Origin of the sequence: Kaistia granuli DSM 23481, from assembly GCF_000380505.1 — a bacterium.
GTDB lineage: Bacteria > Pseudomonadota > Alphaproteobacteria > Rhizobiales > Kaistiaceae > Kaistia > Kaistia granuli.
This window is the reverse complement of the sequence record NZ_AQYH01000006.1, coordinates 223,760-243,098: the sequence shown is the minus strand read 5'-3', so window position 1 is coordinate 243,098 and position 19,339 is coordinate 223,760. Positions and strand designations below refer to the sequence as shown.

The following is a 19,339-nucleotide window of genomic DNA, read 5'->3' as shown; positions in this document are numbered from 1 at the left end:
GGTCGTTCAGTGTCGAATGAAGATCATTCGGCCGTCGATAAAATCGTTATGGATTATATATTGGGCTTGTATTCTTTGTGAATACTTGTTGCCATTTCCATGGCGTCACCAATCCGTTGAAATAGGGGGCGAGCGGAGGCGATCGAGGAAATCGGCTCGACGTTCGTTCAGGTTACTCGGTGCGGATGTCGGTGGGCGAAGCTGGATCTTTGCTCGCCACGATATGATGATTTTCTATGTTGATGTCCGTGTCGTTTGTTGACTGCCGGATCCGTAAAACAAGAAAATGTGGCGGTCATTCCTTGAGGTGAATTGAAATACTGAAGTTGTTCCATTCGACAGGCAAGGGAGGATTTCTGTCATATGGTCAATCTGAAAAGTATTGCAGGCGCACTCGTGGTCGTTGCGGCCATGTTGGCGCCGTCCGCGTCGTTCGCGCAAAATGCGGGGCTACCCGCCGCGCAGGAAATCACGCCAAAGGGGGATCTGCCCGCCGTTCCGCGCGACCAGAGCCTGGTTCTGGCCTGGGGCGTCGCCGGCGGCACGTCGATCGGCACCACCAATCCGTGGGTGCTGCCGGGCTACACCCATCAGGAGGGCAACAATCTCCTGTTCGAGCCTCTGATGTATTACGGCATCTTCAAGGGCGAATACATTCCCTGGCTGGCCGACAGCATGGAGTATACGAGCCCGGACTTCACCTCGCTCGAAATCAAGCTGAACAAGGACGCCAAATGGAGTGACGGCAAGCCGGTCACCTCCAAGGACGTCGTCTATACGTTCGAAGGCCAGATGCAGCGGGAGACGCTGCCCTACCACGCGCACTTCAACCAGTTCGTCGACAGCGTCACCGCCAAGGACGACCTGACCGTCGAGGTGAAGTTCAAGCAGCCGGCGCCGCGCTTCAAGTTCGAGGTGCTGACGGAGAAGTTCGATACCGGCCTGCCGATCGTTCCGGCGGAATGGATGTCGGCCCAGGAAGATCCGACCCGGGCGGTCGGCCTCGACCAGATGCCGCATTCCGGGCCCTATAGCGTCGTGGCCTGGAACGCCAACCAGAAGATCCTCGACCTGCGGCCCGACTGGTGGGGCGTGAAGGCCGGCCGTTCGGCGGAGCCTGCCGTCAAGCGGGTCGTGATCGTCAACATCCTGAACCAGCCGATCGACTCGGTTGCCCAGCGTCTGGTCAACAACGAGTTCGATTCATCGGTCGACATGCGGGCCCAGATCATTGCCAACATCCTTGAGCAGAACAAGGATATCCAGTCCTGGACCGGGGCCGAGTCGCCCTATGGCTATCTCGACTGGTGGCCGAATTCGCTCTGGATGAACACCGAACTCGCACCCTACAACGATGTTCGCGTGCGCAAGGCGATCAGCCTCGCCGTCGACCGCGAGCGCATCAACGAAGTGCTCTACGACGGCGCCAAGATCGCTACCATCTATCCGTTCCCGCTCTATCCGAACCTGCAGAAGTTCGCGGACTCGGAAGCCGTGAAGGCCGAAGAGGCGAAGTACGAGCCTGGCAAGTTCGACCAGGAGGAAAGCGCCAAGCTGATGACGGAGGCCGGCTTCACCAAGAACAGTGACGGCCTGTGGGAGAAGGACGGCAAGACCCTCGACGCGACCATCCAGGCGTTCGAGACAATCCATGGTGATATCGCGCCGATCCTGGCGGAAATGCTGCGCCAGGCAGGCTTCGATTCCAATGTGAACTTCGGAACCGACGCCTTCCAGAACATGGTCGACGGCAAGGCAGGCCTCTACCTGTTCGGCCACGGCGCCAGCCTGTACGACCCGTTCGAGGCGTTGAACCTCTTCCACGGCAAGTATAGCGGCACCATCGGCTCCGCCGCCGGCAACAACCGGTTCTCGCGCTACAAGAATCCGGAGTTTGACGCTCTCCTGGACGAGATCTCTCCGCTCGGTTCGGAGGATCCCAAGTTCCAGGAGGGGGCTGCCAAGGCTCTCGGCATCTACTGGCGCGACGTCATCGACGTGCCGGTGATCCAGTGGCTGCACCGCATTCCCTACAACAACCACTACTGGAAGAACTGGCCGAGCTCGACCAACCTCGCCGGTGGTTCGAACGGCGCGTTCTGGGCCCATACCGGCCTGCCGATCGTCACGGCGCTTCAGCCCGCGGGCGCGAAGTAGTCCGCTTGCGAAGAGGGGTGCGCGCCGCGTTGGCGCGCACCATCCCGATCGGCAAGAACCAGCAGGAATGTGCCCGTGACTCTCAAGTTCGTCTTCCGACGCCTGGTCTTCCTCGTTCTCGTCATATGGGCGGCGTCGACCATCGTCTTCTTCATCCCCCGCCTTTCGAGCCGCAACGCGCTGCGTGAACGGTTCGGCGAACTGGCCCGCACCGGCGGTTTCTCGCCCGGCGACATGGAGAAGATCATCGCCTCGATGCAGCAGCAGTTCGGCCTCGATCAGCCGCTTCTGACGCAATACTGGCAGTATCTCCACAATATCGTTCGCCTGGATTTCGGCTATTCGCTCTACCGCTACCCGTCGACGGTCTCCGACCTGATCGCGCAGTCCCTGCCATGGACGATCGGCCTGCTGCTGGTCTCGACGATCCTGAGCTTCGTCATCGGCAATCTGCTTGGCGGGATCGCGGCCTGGCCGCGGGCGCCGAAATGGATGCGCAGCATCGCCACGCCCTTCATCCTGCTGACGGGCGTCCCGCCCGTGATCATGGCCATCCTTCTGATCTTCTTCGTCGGCTTCAAGCTCAAATGGCTGCCGCTGGGCGGTGCCTATTCCGTCGGCCAGGTGCCGAACCTTTCCTGGACCTTTGCCCTCGACATGCTCCGGCATCAGATCCTGCCGGCGCTCGCCCTCATCTTCGGCTCTGTCGGCGGCTGGGTGCTCTCCATGCGCGGCATGGGCATCACCATCCAGGGCGAGGATTACGTGAACTTCGCCGAGCACAAGGGGCTCACGGGCGGCCGCATCTTCCGCGACTACTACATGCGCAATGCGCTGCTGCCGCAGGTCACCGGCTTCGCGCTGGCGCTCGGCACGGTCGTGACCTCGGCCATCATCGTCGAGGGCCTGTTCGGTCTGCCCGGCATCGGCACCATGCTCAATCTCGCCATCCGCTCGAACGACTTCCCGACGATCTACGGGATCGTGCTTTTCATCACGATCACCGTGGCCGTGCTGATGACCATCGTCGAGTTCCTCTACCCGCTGCTCGATCCCCGCATCCGGAACTCCTAGGAGGGCACCATGTCCACTATCGCGATGTCGCCCCCCGTCGAGAAATCAATCGAGCGTCCGGGAAAGCTGATCCTCGTGCTGCGCTACCTGCGTCGCAACAAGGGCCTCGCCGTCGGACTGATCATCCTCTTCGGTCTCGTGGCGTTCACGGTCATCGGCCTCATGACGGTCAACACCAAGAACGCCTATCCGCTCTCCGTGGCACTCAAGAAGCCACCGAGCTGGAAATACCCCTTCGGTACCGATTTCTTCGGTCGCGACCTGCTCGCCGCCATGGTGGTGGGCATGTGGCAGACCGCCTTCATCGGCGTGGTGGCGGGCGGTCTCGGAACGTTTATCGGCGTCGTTCTCGGCTTCACCTCCGCCTATTTCGGCGGCTGGATCGACGGCACGGTCCGCACGGTCTGCCAGGTTCTGGCGCCGATCCCGGTGCTGCTGATCCAGGTCGTGATCGCCGGATCGCTCGACAAGCGCGACGTCACCATCATAACCATGGCGTTGATCGTCGTGCTGCTCGCCTGGATGGGGCCGACGCTGGTGATCCGGGCGCAGGTCCTGACGATGAAGGAACGGCAGTTCGTCGCCGTGGCGAAGCTCTCCGGCGTCAGTGATCTCGGCATCATCTTCAAGGAAATCCTGCCCTGTTTGCTGCCGTTCATCGCGGCCGCCTTCGTTGCCCAGGTCTTTGTGGCGGTGTTCGCCGCGTTCTATCTCGCCGTGCTCGGCCTCGGGCCGCTGCGCGAGCCGCTGCTCGGCAACATCATCTGGGCCGCGCAGAGCCAGGGCGCCATCTTCAACGGCTGGTGGTGGTGGCCGATCATCCCGTCGATCGCGATGATCCTGATCCTCGGATCTCTCGCCCTGATCAATATGGGACTGGACGAACTGGCCAATCCCCGCGTGCGCAGGACGGAGTGACCACGATGAACATCATGCAAAGCGCAGCGGAACCGCGCCCGCAGATTCGGCCTCTCGGCACCATGGCAACCGATCCGATCCTCCATGTCCGCAATCTCGAGGTCACCTACTACACGGATTCCGGCCGCGCCAAGGCGCTCGACAATGTGAGCTTCACGCTCAATGCCGGCGAGAAGCTCGGCATGGTGGGGGAGTCTGGCTCCGGCAAGAGCACGCTCGCCCTTGCCATGATGCGGATGATCAAGCCGCCGGGCCGGATCGAGGGCGGACAGGTGATCGTCGGCGATGTCGATCTGATGGCGCTCGACCAGGAGGGCATGCGCAACGCTCGCCTGAGCCGGATCGCCTATATCCCGCAGGGTGCCATGAACTCGCTCAACCCGGTGATGCGGATCGGCGCCCAGATGGCCGATGCCGTGCGGTCCCATCTGCCGAACGAGCCCAAGCCTGCGATCGAGGCGCGCTGCAAGCGGGCGCTGCAATCGGTCGATCTCGATGCCAGCGTGTTCCGGATGTACGCCCACGAACTGTCCGGCGGCATGAAGCAGCGCGTCTGCATCGCGATCGGTATCCTGCTCGACCCCGATGTGATCATCGCCGACGAGCCGACCAGCGCGCTCGACGTCGTCACCCAGCGCCAGGTGATGGAGACGATCGACAACGTCCAGAAGGCGATCAACGCGGCAGTCATCCTGATCGGCCACGACATGGGCCTGATGGCGCAGTTCGTCGACAGGGTGGCGGTGATGTATGCCGGCCGGCTCGTCGAGATGAGCACGGTGCGCGAGATGTTCACCGATCCGAAGCATCCCTATTCGCGCGCGTTGATCGAGAGCCTGCCGAGCCTCGACAACAAGGGGGTCTTCCAGGGGATTCCCGGCCTGGCGCCCTCGCTCCTTCGCCTGCCGAGCGGCTGCGCCTTCCACCCGCGCTGTGCCAGCGTCATGCCCGTCTGCAGCACGACCCGTCCGGAGGCGCAGATCCTGCCCGGCGGCCGCAGCGTGACCTGCCACCTTTATGATGGGGAAGTCTGACATGGCCGACCTCTTGCGGCTGGAGAACGTCTCCAAGGTCTATTCGCGCGGCCTCCTGCATGCGCAGTCCAATGTCGCGCTCAGCGATTTCTCGCTGACTTTGCGCGAGGACGAGCCGACGATCCTGACCGTCGCGGGCGAGAGCGGTAGCGGCAAGACCACGCTGGCCATGCTGTTGCTCGGCTTCACGCAGCCGACGACCGGCCGGATCATCTATCGCGGGCGGGATATCTCGACGCTGCGCGGCGCCGACAAGATGGCGTACCGCCGGGAAGTGCAGGCCGTCTTCCAGGATCCGTTCGCCGTCTTCAACCCGTTCTACACCGTCGACCATCTGCTGACCGTGCCGATCCAGCGCTTCAAGCTGGCAAAGTCGAAGGCGGATGCCCGCGCCAAGATGGAAGAAGCGCTGACGGCGGTGGGGCTGCGGCCAGAGGATATTCTCGGGCGCTTCCCGCACCAGCTTTCGGGCGGCCAGCGCCAGCGCATCAATGTCGCGCGGGCGCTGCTGCTGAAGCCGAAGCTGCTGATCGCCGACGAGCCGGTATCGATGGTGGACGCGTCGCTGAGGGCCACAATCCTGGAAACGCTGCGCAACCTGCAGCGCGACCATGGCGTCTCGATCATCTACATCACGCATGACCTGACCACCGCCTATCACATCGCGAAATCGATCATCGTGCTCTATCGCGGTTCGGTGATGGAAGCGGGCGACGTCGACACGGTGATCAAGGACCCGCAGCACCCCTATACGCAGCTGCTCGTCGACTCGATCCCCTGGCCCAACCTGGACCAGCGCTGGGGGGCTCAACCGATCAAGGCGCGCGAGGCGGGCGGTGGTGGAAGCGGATGCCGCTTCCGCTCGCGTTGTCCGCAGGCGATGGACATCTGCGCGACCGAGCCGCCCTTGTTCGAGATCAGCCCGACCCACACCGCATCCTGCTTCCTCCACCACAAGCAGCCGGAGGTCGCGATGGAGCGCCTCTCCCAATTGCTGCCTGCCTGAACCACCCCGGAGCTCGCTCCGGCCCTTCCCAACTGCTCATCTCTACCCTGCCGGTCATCCTGACCGGTCCAAGACACGGGACTTTCTAGCATGCTCGAAATAGCCGAATTCATCAGCCCGGCACCGTCGCCGGTGTGGAAGCTCGCCAAGCAGGCGGGCGTCGATCTGGCGGTCGGCGGACTTCCGTCCGACGATCTCCGGCCCGGCGAGGCGCCCTGGGACTACGCGCCGCTGAAGCGGATGAAGGAAAACTACGAGGCCGGCGGTTTCGAACTCCGTGTGATCGAGGCGCGGCCGCCGCTCAACAAGGCCAAGCGCGGACTGCCCGGCCGCGACGAGGAGATCGCCACCGTCTGCACCCTGCTCGAGAACATGGGCAAGCTCGGGATTCCGGTCTGGTGCTACGAGTGGATGACCGATTTCAACTGGGTGCGCACCAATCTGGCCAAGCCGTCGCGCGGTGGTTCGGTGGTGACGAGCTTCGACGTCAACGATGTGCCGGACAATCTGACCGACAATCCGCCGATCGACGAGGAAGCGCTCTGGACCAATCTCGAATACTTCCTCCGCAAGGTCTTGCCGGTCGCCGAAAAGGCGAACGTCAAGCTGTCGATGCACCCCGATGATCCGCCGCTGTCGCCGATCCGTGGTGTCGGCCGCATCATGCGCTCGATCGACAACTACCGGCGCCTGATCAATCTGGTCGACAGCCCGATGAACACCATCACGCTCTGCCAGGGAAACTTCACCCTGATGACCGACGACCTGCCCGCTGTCATCCGCGAGTTCGGCAAGAAGATCACCTTCGTGCATTTCCGGGACGTGATCGGCACGCCGACCCGCTTCGAGGAAGCATGGCACGACGCCGGCAAGACCGACATGCTGGCCTGTATGAAGGCCTATCGCGACATCGGCTTCGACGGTGTGCTGCGGCCGGATCACGTGCCGACCGTCGAGGGCGATAGCAACGAGAATGCCGGCTACTCCGCTTTCGGGCGGCTGTACGCGATCGGCTATATCCGTGGCCTGCACCAGGCCGTTTACGCCGAATAGGACCTGGCTCATGAAGATCGCCATTACCGGAGCGACCGGCAGGATCGGTCGTGCCATCACGGCCGAAGCCCTGCGCCAGGGCCATAGCGTCGTCAGTATCGATCGCGTCGCGCCGGCGGCACCGGAGGAGCGGCCGAATTGCCGCTTCGTCCAGGCCGATATTGGCGACTACGACGCGCTCGTCGCGGCCTTTGCGGGCTGCGACGCGCTGATCCACATGGCGGCGATCCCGGCGCCGATCGGCTATCCGGACCATGTCGTGCACAACAACAATGTGGTCGGCAGCTACAACGCGATGCGGGCAGCGATCGAGGTCGGGATCCGCAGGATCGTGCAGGCGTCGAGCGTCAATGCGATCGGGCTCTCGTTCAGCCGGGCGCCGCATTTCGACTATTTTCCCATCGACGAGGAACATCCCAACCACAGCGAGGAGCCTTACAGCCTCTCCAAATGGATCTGCGAGCAGCAGGCCGATTGCTTCGCCCGTCGCTACGAGGATATCCGCATCGCCTCGATGCGCTTCCATCTCGTCGTCGAGCAAAAGGCGGACGCGGTCGCCGCGTTCGGCGTCGCGACCGAGGCGGCGGCCCTGCATCTTTGGGCCTATACGCGCTATGACGCCGCCGCCCGGGCCTGCTTGCAAGCGCTCGAGGCGTCCTTCACCGGCCATGAGGTGTTCTACATCATCGGACCGGACAGCCTGCTGGACATCCCGTCTCGCGAAGTCGCCGCGCGCTTCTTCCCCGATGTGCCGATCCGTGGCGACCTCGACGGCCACCGAAGCTTCTTCTCGTCGGCCAAAGCCGAGCGTCTGCTCGGCTGGCGCCACGACCCGATCTGATCCGCCCCCCACTCGGGCCGCCGCGGCCCATGTCGATCTAGGCAGAATCCAATGAAAATCACCGACGTCAAAGTCATTGTCTGTTCGCCCGGGCGCAACTTCGTCACGGTCAAGATCTTCACCGACGAAGGCCTCTACGGCATCGGCGACGGCACGGTGAACGGCCGTGAACTCGCCGTCGTCAGCTACCTTCAGGATCACGTCGCGCCGCTGCTGATCGGGCGGGATCCGGCGCAGATCGAGGACATCTGGCAGTATCTCTATCGCGGGGCCTACTGGCGGCGCGGACCGATCACCATGGCCGCGATCTCGGCCGTCGACATGGCGCTCTGGGACATCAAGGGCAAGGCGGCGAACATGCCGCTCTACCAGCTGCTCGGCGGCGCCTCGCGCGAGAAGGTGATGGTCTATTCGCATGCCCAGGGCATGAGCATCGAGGAGGCCGTCGACGCCGTCGGCAGGAAGCGCGAGGAGGGCTATGTCGCCATCCGCGCCCAGGTCGGAATTCCCGGCCTTCCCGCCATCTACGGGACGGGCAAGGGGTCCGAGCAGGGCAAGGGCGGCATGGTCGATGCGCTGCCGAACGAGGAGGTGTGGTCCACCTCCAAATACATGGTCCACATCCCGAAGCTGTTCGCCCGCCTGCGCGACAGCTATGGCGACGACCTTCACCTCCTGCACGACACGCATCACCGGCTGACGCCGATCGAGGCGGCGCGTCTCGGCAAGGATCTCGAGCCGTTCCGGCTGTTCTGGCTGGAGGATCCGGTTCCTGCCGAACTGCAGGAAGGTTATCGCCTGATCCGCCAGCACACGACGCAGCCGATCGCGCTCGGCGAGGTCTTCAACACGATCTGGGATGCGAAGCTGCTGATCGAGGAACAGCTGATCGACTATATCCGCGCCACCTCGGTGCATGCCGGCGGTGTCACAGGCTTGCGGCGCATCTTCGACTTCGCCTCGATCTACCACGTCCGCACCGCCTGCCATGGCCCGATGGACGTCTCGCCGGTCGCGATGGGCGCGAATGTGCATATCGATCTCTGGGTGCCCAATTTCGGCATCCAGGAATTCTCCGGCTACACGCCGCTGATGCACGAGGTCTTCCCGCATGCCTGGAAACAGGATGGCGGCTATCTCCATCCGGGCGAGGCCCCCGGCCATGGCGTCGATATCGACGAGCCGCTGGCCGCCAAATATCCGTACGAACGGGCCTATCTGCCGGTCAACCGGCTCGAGGACGGCACGATCTGGCACTGGTAGCCATACATTGCGTTCGCAGCGGTCCGGCGCCGAGCCGGGCCGCCCCGTTCATCTCCCGGTCCGGATATCCTGATCATGAAAATCACCGCCATTCGTCCCTATCCGGTCTGGGTGGGCACGCGTAACCAGCTGATCGTCAAGGTCGAGACCGACGAGGGCATCTTCGGATGGGGCGAAAGCGGCCTGTCCGGACGCGAGAAGGCTGTCGTCGGGGCGCTCGAGCACTATCGCGAATTCCTGATCGGCCGCGATCCCCGGCGGATCGGCGCTCTCTGGCAGGAAATGTATCGCAGCCAGTATTTTGAGGGCGGCCGCGTGCTGCAGGCGGCGATCTCGGCGATCGACATTGCCCTCTACGACATTCTCGGCAAGGCGCTCGGCGTGCCGGTCTATCAGCTCCTGGGCGGCAAGCAGCGCGACCGGATCCCGACCTTCGCGACGACCTCGGCGCCGCCCGGTCCGGAAATGATCGAGCAGGCGAGGGGGCTGATCGAGGCGGGCTGGAACGCCATGCGCCTGTCGCCGTCCGGCCATGGCGACAGCTCGATCTATGAGCCGCGCGAACACATTGCGGCAACCGCGAAATGGTGCGTCAAGGCGCGCGAGGAACTGGGCGAGGAAGTGGTGCTCGGCATCGACTACCATCACCGCCTGTCGGTCGCGGAAGCCGCGAGCTTCTGCCAGAAGATGCCGTCGGGAACGCTCGATTTCCTCGAGGAGCCGATCCGCGACGAGACGCCGGAGGCCTATGAGGCGCTGCGCCGGATGGTCGACGTGCCCTTCGCTATCGGCGAGGAATTCGCCTCGAAATGGCAATTCCTGCCGTTCATCGAGCGCGACATCCATCAGTTCAACCGGATAGATGTCTGCAATGTCGGCGGCCTGACCGAGTCGATGAAGGTCGCCGGCTGGAGCGAGGCGCACTATGTCGACATGATGCCGCACAATCCGCTCGGGCCGATCTGCACGGCGGCGACGGTGCATTTCGCGGCGGCGGTGCCGAACTTCTCATGGCTTGAGACCCGCACCTCGACGGCGGAGCAGCTTGGCTTCGACAATTCCGAGTTCTTCCCGGTGCAGCCTCGCATCGAGAAGGCCCATTATCCCGTTCTGGACGCGCCCGGACTGGGGGTCGAGGTCAACGAGGAACTGATCCAGAAGCAGAGCTTCAAGTTCTGGGAAGCGCCGCACCTGAAGCGGAACGATGGCTCAGTGACGAACTGGTAGGCCAGTCGCAAGGGAGAGCTGGCCCGACATCGGGATCGCCTTCAATCGGTTCATCGCGCAGAGGGACGAGCCCTCTGCGCGATGATTTTCGTCAGGCGGCCGAGATCTTGACCGCGTCGGTCGAGAGGGCGCCTTCATAGACCGTCAGGCCGATGCCGCCGTCCTTGAACGCTTCGGCGCTGTCGTCCGTCGCCTCGATGGTGACGCCGCCGACCGTTGCCGAGATCGTCGATCCGACGACCTTGGCGTGGACCGGAATCGCCTTCTCCAGCACGAACTCGAACGGCCTCGTCGCCAGGATCACTTCCTTCTCGTCGCGCACGCGCACGATCTGAAGCTGGTTGTCCCGCGTGATGCGGATGGCATAGTAGCGACGCAGGCCCTGGACGCGCAGCGCGACGCCGCCATGCACGGCGAGATGGATCATGATGTCGGCGTCGAGCGCGTAATCGGTCCATTCGCGGGTGCCGTGCGAGACGATGCCGTCTCCCAGCGACTGCGAGATGCGGAAGCTCGGCGGGAAGCGCTTCGAGAAGAAGCTGACGCCGTTGACCCAGGCCATGCGCCAGAAATCGCCGTCGCCGGCCGGACGCTTCAGCGTCACTTCCGCCGCGCCGTCCCAGCGCAGATAGTCGACCAGGATCTTGCCGTCGGCGCGCGGACCGGAGGCGGTCAGCACGACGCCGATCTCGGCGATCGGCTGGCCGTCGAGCTCCGGCAGGCGCCACGAGAGCACGGTGTCGGCGCCGGGGGCGAGCGTCACCTTGTCGCCGTCGACGTCGCGCAGCTTGTCGGCGCCGTCATAGACGCGCAGACGCAGACGAGCTTCGACGGCGCCCCTGTTGGCGGCCGGCGCCACGAGGCGCGCCGTCACCACCTGGCCCGGATAGACCAGCGGCGTCGCCATCAGGTCGTAGGTGCGCATGTTGAGCAGCTCGGGCGGCGAGAAGGTCGGCGTGATCGCCGCCGCTTCCTGGCCGGGGCCGAGCGCCTCGTAGCCGATCGAGAGCGCGCGGGCCGGGCCGAACTCCTCGTTGGCGACGCGGAGGAACGCGTTCGCGGTGAACCCTGCTTGCGGGCGGAATCCCTGCTGGCTGCCCGGCAGCGAGAAGTGGAACTGCGCGCCGTCCTTCGGCTTGTCGAGGCGGCCTTCGCCGGCGAGCAGGCGGCCGAGATTGGCGAGGTAGTAGGAAACGCGGACGGCGTCGTTGATCGAATTGCCGCCATCGGCCGAGGAGATCAGCAGCCGGTCGGCGATCGGGCCGCGCCAATCCGGGCCGGCCTCGATGCCGTCGAGGCCGAGCATGATGCCCATCAGGCAGCCCACATTGCCGGCGTTGCAGTCGGTGTCCCAGCCCGACGTGTTGACGATCATCTGCGCCTTCTGGAAATCGTCTGGCGCATAGAGCACCGACATGATCATCAGCGCGTGGTTCGGCACGACGTGGCAGTTGCCGGGATATTTGTCGTAGCCGTAGTGGTCCTGGATCAGCTGGCGGGCGACGCGCCAGTCGGCGTTCTCCTTGTGCCAGCGGCGGACGTCGGCGATCAGCTTGGCGATCAGGCTGTCGGCCGGAATGACCGAGAGGCCAACGTCGAGCAGGTGGTCGATGTCGCGGCTCTTGAAGGCTTCGGCTTCCATCGCCGCCCAGAGCATGGCCGCATAGACGGATTCACCGTCATGGCTGACCTTGCCGGCCTGCTCGGCGAGCTTTGCCGCCAGCTTCGGCTGGTTCGGCGCGACGAGTGCCCAGCCGTCGATGAAAATCTGCGCGCCGATCTGCTCGGCGACTGGCTCACCATTGACGGCGATCGAGCCGGAAGCGGGGGCGGGGATACCCTTCTTCAGGTTGATCCAGGCGGTGTGCTCGGTCGAGTTGCCGACGCCGCCCCACCATAGGATCGAGCGCTCCTCGACGATGTAGTTGAGCCAGGCCTTGCCGATGTCCTCGGCCGAAAGGTCCGGCGAGATGCCGTAGTCTTCCAGCGCACGGACGAAGGTGAAGGTGCCGGCGACGTCGTCATCGGTGACGACGAGCGGCTGGTCGAGGCGATCGTGGACGTAATAGTCGATCGGCCCGAGCTCTTCCATGATGCGCTGGTAGGTCCAGCCCTCGAACGGGCGGCCGAGATAGACGCCGATCAGCTTGCCGAGAACGCCGGCATAGACGCGGTCCAGATAGTCGTTCGGTAGGGTCAATGTTGCCTCCATGGAAACTTTGTTCTCAGCCCTTCACCGAGCCGCCGGCCATGCCTTCGATGAAGCGGCGCTGCAGCAGGACGAAGAGGATGACGACGGGAAGGACGATGATCAGCGCGGCGGCCATGATCTCACCCCAGTCCGAGCTGTACTGGCCGCTCAGCAGGAAGAAGGAGACGATCGCCGTCATGTTGTCGGCGCCCTGCAGGAAGGTCGTGGCGATCAGGAACTCGTTCCAGGAATAGAGCCCGATGATCAGCGCGACGGTCAGGATGCCGGGTGAGACGATCGGCAGCATCACCCGGGTGAAGATCTGCCAGTGATTGGCGCCGTCGATCTGCGCCGCTTCTTCCAGCTCGCGCGGAATGGCGAGGAAATAGGTGCGGAGCAGCATGACGGCGAAGGGCGAGAAGATCGCCGTGTAGATCAGCGCGACGGCGAAGGGGTTGTTGATCAGCCCGAGCTTGGCGAAGCCGAAATAGAGCGGGAACAGGAAGAGCTGGATCGGCGCCGTTGTCGTGCCGAGCAGGTAGAAGGTGACGATCTTCCAGCTTTCGATCTTGCGCCGGGCCAGTACATAGGCCGTCAGCGACGACGTCGAGCACACCAGGACTATGGTGGTCGCCGTCAGGATGGCCGAGTTCAGCATCGTGGTGGAGAAGCGAGCGTCCTCCCAGGCGCGGGTGAAATTGTCCCAGCGGAACGTTTCGGGCCATGCCAGCGGGTTCTGCACGATCTGCGCCGCCGGCTTGACGGAGTTGAGCACCAGCAGCGCGATCGGAAACAGCGTGATAACAAGCGCGATGCTGAGCACCGCATAGGTAAGGGTGAGGGTCGTCCGGCTCTCGACCAGTTTCACTTCGTGCTTCACGACTGGAACTCCCTGGTCTGCGCCCGGATGTAGAAGGCGGTCGCGACCAGGCCGAACAGGCTGATGACGACGGCGACGGCCGCGGCCTTGCCGACGGCAAGGTCGTAGAAGGCGCTGCGATAGGCGAGGGTGGAGAGCACTTCGCTGGAGAAGGCCGGGCCGCCCTGGGTCAGGATGTAGACGAAGTCAAAGACGAGGAACGACCAGATCACGGTCATGATCATCATCAGCGTGATGGTCGGCCGGATCGCCGGGATCAGCACGTGGCGCATGATCTGCCAGAAGCTGGCGCCTTCCAGGCGAGCGAATTCGATCTGCTCCTGCGGCACCTGGCGCAGCGCTGCGAAGAAGATCACGCAGAGAAAGCCCCACCAGTGCCAGAGATCCACCGTGGCGATGCCGAGCAGCGCCGTGGAGGGCTGCGTCAGCGGATCGATCGTGGGGAAGCCCATGCGCTGCAGCATGCCGTTCACGCCGGAGACCGGGCTGAAGATCATGCCCTGCCAGACGCGCGCCAGGATGGCGGTGGCGATGATCATCGGCAGGAAATAGATGACCTGGAAGAACATGCTGCCGCGGCGGGCGACCAGGAGCAGCGTCGCCGCCAGTAACCCCATGAAGATCGGGATAGTCAGGAACAGGCCCGTCCAGATCAGATTGTTGGTGAGCGCGGTCCAGAACACGCGATCGAACCACAAGGCCTGGAAATTCTGCAGCCCGACAAAGACGGGCGTCGTGATGCCGTCCCAGCGGAAGAAGGCCAGTGCAACGGTCAGGAGTGCCGGAATGAAGATGATGACGACATTGATGAGCAATGTCGGGACGAGATAGAGCCGATGCATGCTGAGGTCTCCGCTGGAGGGAGCGGCGGCGCCGATCGCGCCGCCGCTCCGTCTGGCGTGGGGGTTACCGGGCGGGGATGGCGGGCACCTTGCCGTCGGCCTTTTCCTGCAGGAACGTCGCGTTCAGCTGCTCCAGGAACTGCGCGGTGGTGCTGCGGCCGAGCCAGACTTCCTCAATGCCGCTGACCAGGTAGGAATTGGTCGCCGGCGGCAGGAAGGTCCAGGTGGTGTAGCCGTACTGGTTGTCGCCGACGGCCTCGGCGAGCGTCTTCATCGCCTCGGTGTAGATCGGCAGGCCATTGTCGACCTGCACCTTGGAAAGATCCGCCAGCGGCGTGTTCCACTCGCCCGGCCAGGACGAATTCATGACGCCGTAGACCTTGTCGGAGAAGATGTAGTCGATCGCCGCCGCGGCGCCGTCGGCATTCTTCGAGGTGGCCGCGACCGAAAAGGTCGAGCCGACGCCGAGCGGATAGACCGGACCGCTGACGCCCTCGGCGCTCGGGAAGCCGACAAAGCCGACTTCGGCATTGGCGGGCGGGAAGTAGGTATTGACGCGCTGGAACTGCCAGGTGCCAGACGGCATCATGCCGGCCTGTCCGGACGCCATCTGGGCGAAGGACTGCTCGTCGCTGAGCGAGAAGTAGTTCGGGCCGAAATAGCCCTTCTGCCACCAGCTGTTCAGCGTATCGATCGCCTTGACGAAGGGCTCGGCCGTCCAGGGCAACTCGCCCTTCAGCGCCTTGTAGACATTCTCGGGGCCGGCGATCGAGTTGAGCGCGATCGAGACATAGTGCTCGTTGGCCGGGCGCCAGTTGGCGTTGCCCGAGGCGAAGGGCACGATCTTCTCGGCGAGCATGGCGTCGGCCAGCGTCTCGAGCTCGGCGATCGTCGTCGGAGCCTTCCAGCCGTGCTTCTCAAACAGGGTCTTGTTGTAGAAGAGGCCGAGCGTCTCGTAGGTCTTCGGCAGCGCATAGAGCTTGCCGTCATACTTGCCCATCTCGAGGAAGACCGGGAGGATCCGGTCGTTCCAGCCATAGCGGGTGACATAGTCGTCCAGCGCCAGCAGCTGGCCGGCGCGGGCCATCGGCGCGACATAGGTCGGACCGGCCGTGTAGACGATGTCCGGGCCATTGCCGGAAAGCAGCGCCACCCGCATCTGCTTGTCGAGCTCGGTGCCGCGATAGTCGATGGTCAGGTTGAAGTCCGGGTTCGCGGCGTTGAAGGGCTCGATGATGCCGGACTTGATGTAGCCCTGCTGCTTCGGATCGGCGCTCTCATACCACCAGGTGATGGTCTTGCCCTGGGCAAGGGCGGGGCCGATCAGGGCGCTGCTGGCCAGCAGTCCGAGCGTGCCGGCGATGAATGTGCGTCTCTTCATTGGTTTCCTCCTGGGATCAATCTGACGTCTAGACGGTGCCGCGCTCGATCAACTGGAACGGCATTTCCTCAATGGTGCCTCCACCCGAGCGGGACCCGCTCAAGCGCTCGATCAGGATTTCGGCGGCCTTCTCGCCCATCCGGTCCTGAAACTGTGCGACCGTGCTGAGCGGCGGGGTGACCAGCCGGGCAGCCGATATGTCGTCGAAGCCGAAGACGGCGATCTGGCCGGGAATGTCGATGCCGCGCTCGCGGATCGCCTGCATGACGCCGATCGCCATCAAATCATTGGCGGCGAAGATCGCGGTCGGCGCGTATCCCGTCGCCATGATGGCCTCGGCGGCGCGGAATCCGCCCGTCTCGCTGAAGGCGCTCTCGATGGCGACCAGCGGCTCGATGCCGGCGCGGCCGAGCGCCTCGCGATAGCCCTCGACGCGCACACCCTGCGGGCCACCGCTGCCGGCAACCATCGCGATGCGCCGATGGCCCTTGGCAATCAGATGCTCGGTCACGGAAATCGCGGCGGCGTGACTGTCGACGAAGATGTCGTCAATGGCCAGATCGCCGCCCCGCTTCTTGGCCGATTCAATCCGGACCACCGGAATGCCGATATTGAGCAGGGGCACGAAGTCCTGGACGCGCACGGTGAAGAAGACACCGATGACGCCGTCGACGCGGCCTTGCCGCGCCCAGTCGAGGAAGTGCCGCTCGCGCGCCGGAACGCCGTCGGTGTTGACCGCGATGACATCGTAGTCGTGGTCCTGGGCGATCTTCTGCACGCCGCGGATGAGGCCGGGATAAAAGGGGTTGGTGATGTCGGGAACGATGCAGGCGATCGTCATCGTGCGGCGCGTCTTCAGCGCCTGGGCGAAGCGGTTCGGCACGTAGCCGAGTTCCTCGGCAACGGCCCGGATCCGCTGGACGGTCTCGGCGGAGACCGACTGCGTGCTCGCGCCCCCCAGCACCATCGACACCGTTGCCTGGGAGACCCCGGCCCGGATGGCGACATCTTTCTGCGTCGGTCTGTTCGACACTGCGCGTCCTCTTATACGTATTATTTATACGTATAAGTAGCGCTGGGAGGGAGTCAAATGGATTCCTGCGTCCGGATATCGAGACGATCTTGATGCCGAGGGATCGGAGCGCGAAGGCCTGGTCCAAGGGCGGTGTGCCCGACCAGCCTGCGGCGACGAGGGGGCGACGGAACTAGGTCCCCCGCGCTCGCCTTCGAAGCGCCAGCGATGATCGCAGGACCCGATCGCCACCGGCACAGCTTGGAGGAACGTTGGAAATGCGCGCGCAAATCCGCTGATATCGAGCCAGGCGGAAGGGTCCCGCGCCAACGGAGGGTTGGTCCAAGGGGAAGTCGGCTCCGCGATCAGGCTTCCCGCTGGCGCCCGGCCGGTTCGCTGGGCTACCGCCATCCCCAGGTCTGGGCCAGATCCAGGCATTTCCGCCAGCTCTCGACCGTGACCGTGGTCGAAATGCTGCGCAGGGACGCCGCCGCGGCCGCGTGGGCGAGCCGGACGCTGTCCTCCAGCGCCCACGCCTCATGCAGACCATAGAGCATGCCGGCGGCGAAGGCGTCGCCCGCGCCATTGGCGCCGACGACCAGCTCCGGCGGGATGGCGACGGACGGCTTGATCAGCCGTTGGCCGTCGCGGCTGACCGCGATGGCGACCGCCGGGCAGTGGACCACGACGACCGACATCGCCCCCTTCTCCAACACCCTGAGGGCGGCCTGCTGGCAGGCGTCGATGTCCGTCACCCCGTGCTGCACGGTCGCCATGCCGGCAAGCGCGCCGATCTCGTGATCGTTGACGATGATGAAGTCGAGATGCGGCAGGCAGGGCAGGGTGAGTTTGAGCAACAGCTCCTTCTCGATGCTCGCCAGCTCGAGATTGGTCTTCAATCCGGCGGCGCGGGCCATCTTCAGGACCGTGACCCAGCCGCTTTCGTCGCTGCCATGCGGGGCGTCGAGCTGGCGGTGCACGCCGGGAAGCCCGAGGTGCAGGTAGCGGGCACGGGTCGCGGAGAAATCGAACTGCTCCGGCGTCAGCAGCCCGGCCGCGCCGACGCTGTAGACATGGGTGCGGCGATGGGTGATCCGCGACACATAGGCGTCGCAGAACTGGGTCCCCATGGCGTCGGTCACGGTCAGTTGGTCCGTACCGATGCCGAATTCTTCCGCGAGCGAGACGAGGTATCGTCCCGCCTCGTCGCTGCCGACCACGCCGATCGTGTCGACCGGCATGTCCGGATCGAGGCGCTTGATGTCGATAGCCAGGTTGCAGGCCGAGCCGCCGCCATGGCGTTCCTCGCCGACGATCTCGGCCATGCCGTCTTCCTCGGGCCAGTGCGTCACGACCCGATTGTAGTCGACGCACCAGGTGCCCCCGGTGACGATACCCCGGCGATGCTCGGACATGGCGCCTAACCCTAGCCTGCCTTGAGGGGCTTTTCGGTGATCTCGCTATCGGCCGCCAAATCACGCAACGGCGTGATGCCGCTCTTCTGCAGGCTGCCGTGATAGGCCTTGACCGCCTCGACCGGCTGCAGGGTGCCGTCGGTGATGGCGCGCATGAAGGTGATCATCGCCAGAGGATCCTCGGCGAGGTTGATCTTGCGGCCGAACAGGGCGACCCGGGCGCCGTAGCGCTCGGCCTGGGAGAGCAGCTCGAAGCAGTCGCGCGTGGTCCCGGCGCCGCCGCCGAGCACGCCGACGACGATGCTGCTGTCGTAGGACGCCAACTCTTCGAGCGCCTTCGGGCCGTTATAGGCTATCTTCAGGAACCGCGGCCGGTCGGCCTTCATGACGCCGGCGAGGCAACGCATGATGCAATCGTTGATGTAGTGCGGCACCAGGTCGGGATCGACGCCGCAGGCGACGTTCGGATTGAACACTTCGAGGAAGTACTTGAAGTTGTTGCGGGCCGCGTCGTCCCGGAAGTCGGTGAAGGCCTCGAGCGACGCCATATCGTGTTCGAGGTCGTTGTTGAAGGTAATCGAATAGAGGCCGAGATCGGTGCCGGTGATTGGCGCTCCGGGCGCCGGATCGATCGAGCCGGTGGTGACGCGCGGCAGTGACGCCGTACGGAAGGCGCGCGAGGGCTGCTTGACGTAGCTGGCGCCGCGGCCGACCCAGACGTCCGTCGTGTCGTTGGCGCGGATGGCGGGCTTGATCGCGCTGCCGCGATAGACGCCCATGTCGATCAGCGTTTCCATGTTGGACGCCGACGTCAGCATGATGTCGACGATGTCCTGCTCGACCACGGCGCGGATGTTGTCGAGGAATTCCGCCCTCGTGTAGTAGCGGTTCCAGCTGCCGTCCTTCTCGCGCTTCGGCCCGCAGGACGTGATGCTGGGGCCCATGTCGCCGTCCTTGGCGTCGGCAATGATGAAGTCGCTGCGGCTGTAGTTGCCGGAACGGATGCGCTCCAGCTTCTGGTCAAGGCGGAACATGGAATTCTCCG

The 19,339-nt window shown here is 64.3% G+C and carries 16 protein-coding genes; 9 read left to right on the top strand and 7 right to left on the bottom strand.

Features of this window, described 5'->3' with window-relative positions; genetic code table 11:
• Positions 1 to 411: 411 nt before the first annotated feature.
• From G342_RS0108740 to G342_RS0108700, 9 genes are all read left to right on the top strand, one after another.
• Positions 412 to 2,157, top strand: coding sequence for an ABC transporter substrate-binding protein (locus tag G342_RS0108740; RefSeq protein WP_156830865.1), 1,746 nt, complete (start codon positions 412 to 414; stop codon positions 2,155 to 2,157).
• 75 nt (positions 2,158 to 2,232) lie between these two features.
• The gene (locus tag G342_RS0108735) at positions 2,233 to 3,231 is read left to right on the top strand and encodes an ABC transporter permease (RefSeq protein WP_018182749.1); all 999 of its coding nucleotides are present in this window, start codon (positions 2,233 to 2,235) and stop codon (positions 3,229 to 3,231) included.
• 9 nt (positions 3,232 to 3,240) lie between these two features.
• The gene (locus G342_RS0108730; RefSeq protein ID WP_018182748.1) at positions 3,241 to 4,149 is read left to right on the top strand and encodes an ABC transporter permease; all 909 of its coding nucleotides are present in this window, start codon (positions 3,241 to 3,243) and stop codon (positions 4,147 to 4,149) included.
• A 5-nt stretch (positions 4,150 to 4,154) separates the two neighbouring features.
• Complete coding sequence (locus G342_RS0108725; protein WP_018182747.1) at positions 4,155 to 5,183, top strand: ABC transporter ATP-binding protein; 1,029 nt, start codon at positions 4,155 to 4,157, stop codon at positions 5,181 to 5,183.
• 1 nt (position 5,184) lies between these two features.
• Complete coding sequence (locus tag G342_RS0108720; protein ID WP_018182746.1) at positions 5,185 to 6,189, top strand: ABC transporter ATP-binding protein; 1,005 nt, start codon at positions 5,185 to 5,187, stop codon at positions 6,187 to 6,189.
• A gap of 90 nt (positions 6,190 to 6,279) precedes the next feature.
• The gene (locus G342_RS0108715) at positions 6,280 to 7,242 is read left to right on the top strand and encodes a mannonate dehydratase (RefSeq protein WP_018182745.1); all 963 of its coding nucleotides are present in this window, start codon (positions 6,280 to 6,282) and stop codon (positions 7,240 to 7,242) included.
• Between the two features lie 10 nt (positions 7,243 to 7,252).
• Positions 7,253 to 8,083 (top strand): NAD-dependent epimerase/dehydratase family protein, encoded by an 831-nt coding sequence (locus G342_RS0108710; protein ID WP_018182744.1) that lies wholly within the window; start codon positions 7,253 to 7,255, stop codon positions 8,081 to 8,083.
• A gap of 51 nt (positions 8,084 to 8,134) precedes the next feature.
• Complete coding sequence (gene manD, locus G342_RS0108705) at positions 8,135 to 9,346, top strand: D-mannonate dehydratase ManD (RefSeq protein ID WP_018182743.1); 1,212 nt, start codon at positions 8,135 to 8,137, stop codon at positions 9,344 to 9,346.
• Between the two features lie 75 nt (positions 9,347 to 9,421).
• Positions 9,422 to 10,573 (top strand): mandelate racemase/muconate lactonizing enzyme family protein, encoded by a 1,152-nt coding sequence (locus tag G342_RS0108700; protein ID WP_018182742.1) that lies wholly within the window; start codon positions 9,422 to 9,424, stop codon positions 10,571 to 10,573.
• Positions 10,574 to 10,664: 91 nt separating this feature from the next.
• Here the strand turns inward: G342_RS0108700 and G342_RS0108695 are convergent, their stop codons facing one another.
• From G342_RS0108695 to G342_RS0108665, 7 genes are all read right to left on the bottom strand, one after another.
• Positions 10,665 to 12,773, bottom strand: a complete 2,109-nt coding sequence (locus G342_RS0108695; protein ID WP_018182741.1) for an ADP-ribosylglycohydrolase family protein — start codon at positions 12,771 to 12,773, stop codon at positions 10,665 to 10,667.
• Positions 12,774 to 12,798: 25 nt separating this feature from the next.
• Positions 12,799 to 13,644 (bottom strand): carbohydrate ABC transporter permease, encoded by an 846-nt coding sequence (locus tag G342_RS0108690; protein WP_018182740.1) that lies wholly within the window; start codon positions 13,642 to 13,644, stop codon positions 12,799 to 12,801.
• Complete coding sequence (locus tag G342_RS0108685) at positions 13,641 to 14,486, bottom strand: carbohydrate ABC transporter permease (RefSeq protein ID WP_018182739.1); 846 nt, start codon at positions 14,484 to 14,486, stop codon at positions 13,641 to 13,643. Before G342_RS0108685 ends, G342_RS0108690 begins: the two co-directional genes overlap by 4 nt.
• Before the next feature lie 64 nt (positions 14,487 to 14,550).
• Positions 14,551 to 15,867, bottom strand: coding sequence for an ABC transporter substrate-binding protein (locus G342_RS0108680; RefSeq protein ID WP_018182738.1), 1,317 nt, complete (start codon positions 15,865 to 15,867; stop codon positions 14,551 to 14,553).
• Positions 15,868 to 15,895: 28 nt separating this feature from the next.
• Complete coding sequence (locus tag G342_RS0108675) at positions 15,896 to 16,900, bottom strand: LacI family DNA-binding transcriptional regulator (RefSeq protein ID WP_018182737.1); 1,005 nt, start codon at positions 16,898 to 16,900, stop codon at positions 15,896 to 15,898.
• A gap of 380 nt (positions 16,901 to 17,280) precedes the next feature.
• Entirely contained in the window at positions 17,281 to 18,294 is a 1,014-nt protein-coding gene (locus G342_RS0108670) for a carbohydrate kinase family protein (RefSeq protein ID WP_018182736.1), read from the bottom strand.
• An 11-nt stretch (positions 18,295 to 18,305) separates the two neighbouring features.
• Positions 18,306 to 19,328 (bottom strand): hypothetical protein, encoded by a 1,023-nt coding sequence (locus tag G342_RS0108665; RefSeq protein ID WP_018182735.1) that lies wholly within the window; start codon positions 19,326 to 19,328, stop codon positions 18,306 to 18,308.
• Positions 19,329 to 19,339 lie beyond the last annotated feature (11 nt).

Bases quoted from the DNA above. Each gene is read 5' to 3' on its own strand.
- G342_RS0108740 (WP_156830865.1), top strand. From the start codon at position 412: ATGTTGGCGCCGTCCGCGTCGTTCGCGCAAAATGCGGGGCTACCCGCC.
- G342_RS0108730 (WP_018182748.1), top strand. From the start codon at position 3,241: ATGTCCACTATCGCGATGTCGCCCCCCGTCGAGAAATCAATCGAGCGT.
- G342_RS0108725 (WP_018182747.1), top strand. From the start codon at position 4,155: ATGAACATCATGCAAAGCGCAGCGGAACCGCGCCCGCAGATTCGGCCT.
- G342_RS0108720 (WP_018182746.1), top strand. From the start codon at position 5,185: ATGGCCGACCTCTTGCGGCTGGAGAACGTCTCCAAGGTCTATTCGCGC.
- G342_RS0108715 (WP_018182745.1), top strand. From the start codon at position 6,280: ATGCTCGAAATAGCCGAATTCATCAGCCCGGCACCGTCGCCGGTGTGG.
- G342_RS0108710 (WP_018182744.1), top strand. From the start codon at position 7,253: ATGAAGATCGCCATTACCGGAGCGACCGGCAGGATCGGTCGTGCCATC.
- manD (WP_018182743.1), top strand. From the start codon at position 8,135: ATGAAAATCACCGACGTCAAAGTCATTGTCTGTTCGCCCGGGCGCAAC.
- G342_RS0108700 (WP_018182742.1), top strand. From the start codon at position 9,422: ATGAAAATCACCGCCATTCGTCCCTATCCGGTCTGGGTGGGCACGCGT.
- G342_RS0108685 (WP_018182739.1), bottom strand. From the start codon at position 14,486: ATGCATCGGCTCTATCTCGTCCCGACATTGCTCATCAATGTCGTCATC.
- G342_RS0108680 (WP_018182738.1), bottom strand. From the start codon at position 15,867: ATGAAGAGACGCACATTCATCGCCGGCACGCTCGGACTGCTGGCCAGC.
- G342_RS0108670 (WP_018182736.1), bottom strand. From the start codon at position 18,294: ATGTCCGAGCATCGCCGGGGTATCGTCACCGGGGGCACCTGGTGCGTC.
- G342_RS0108665 (WP_018182735.1), bottom strand. From the start codon at position 19,328: ATGTTCCGCCTTGACCAGAAGCTGGAGCGCATCCGTTCCGGCAACTAC.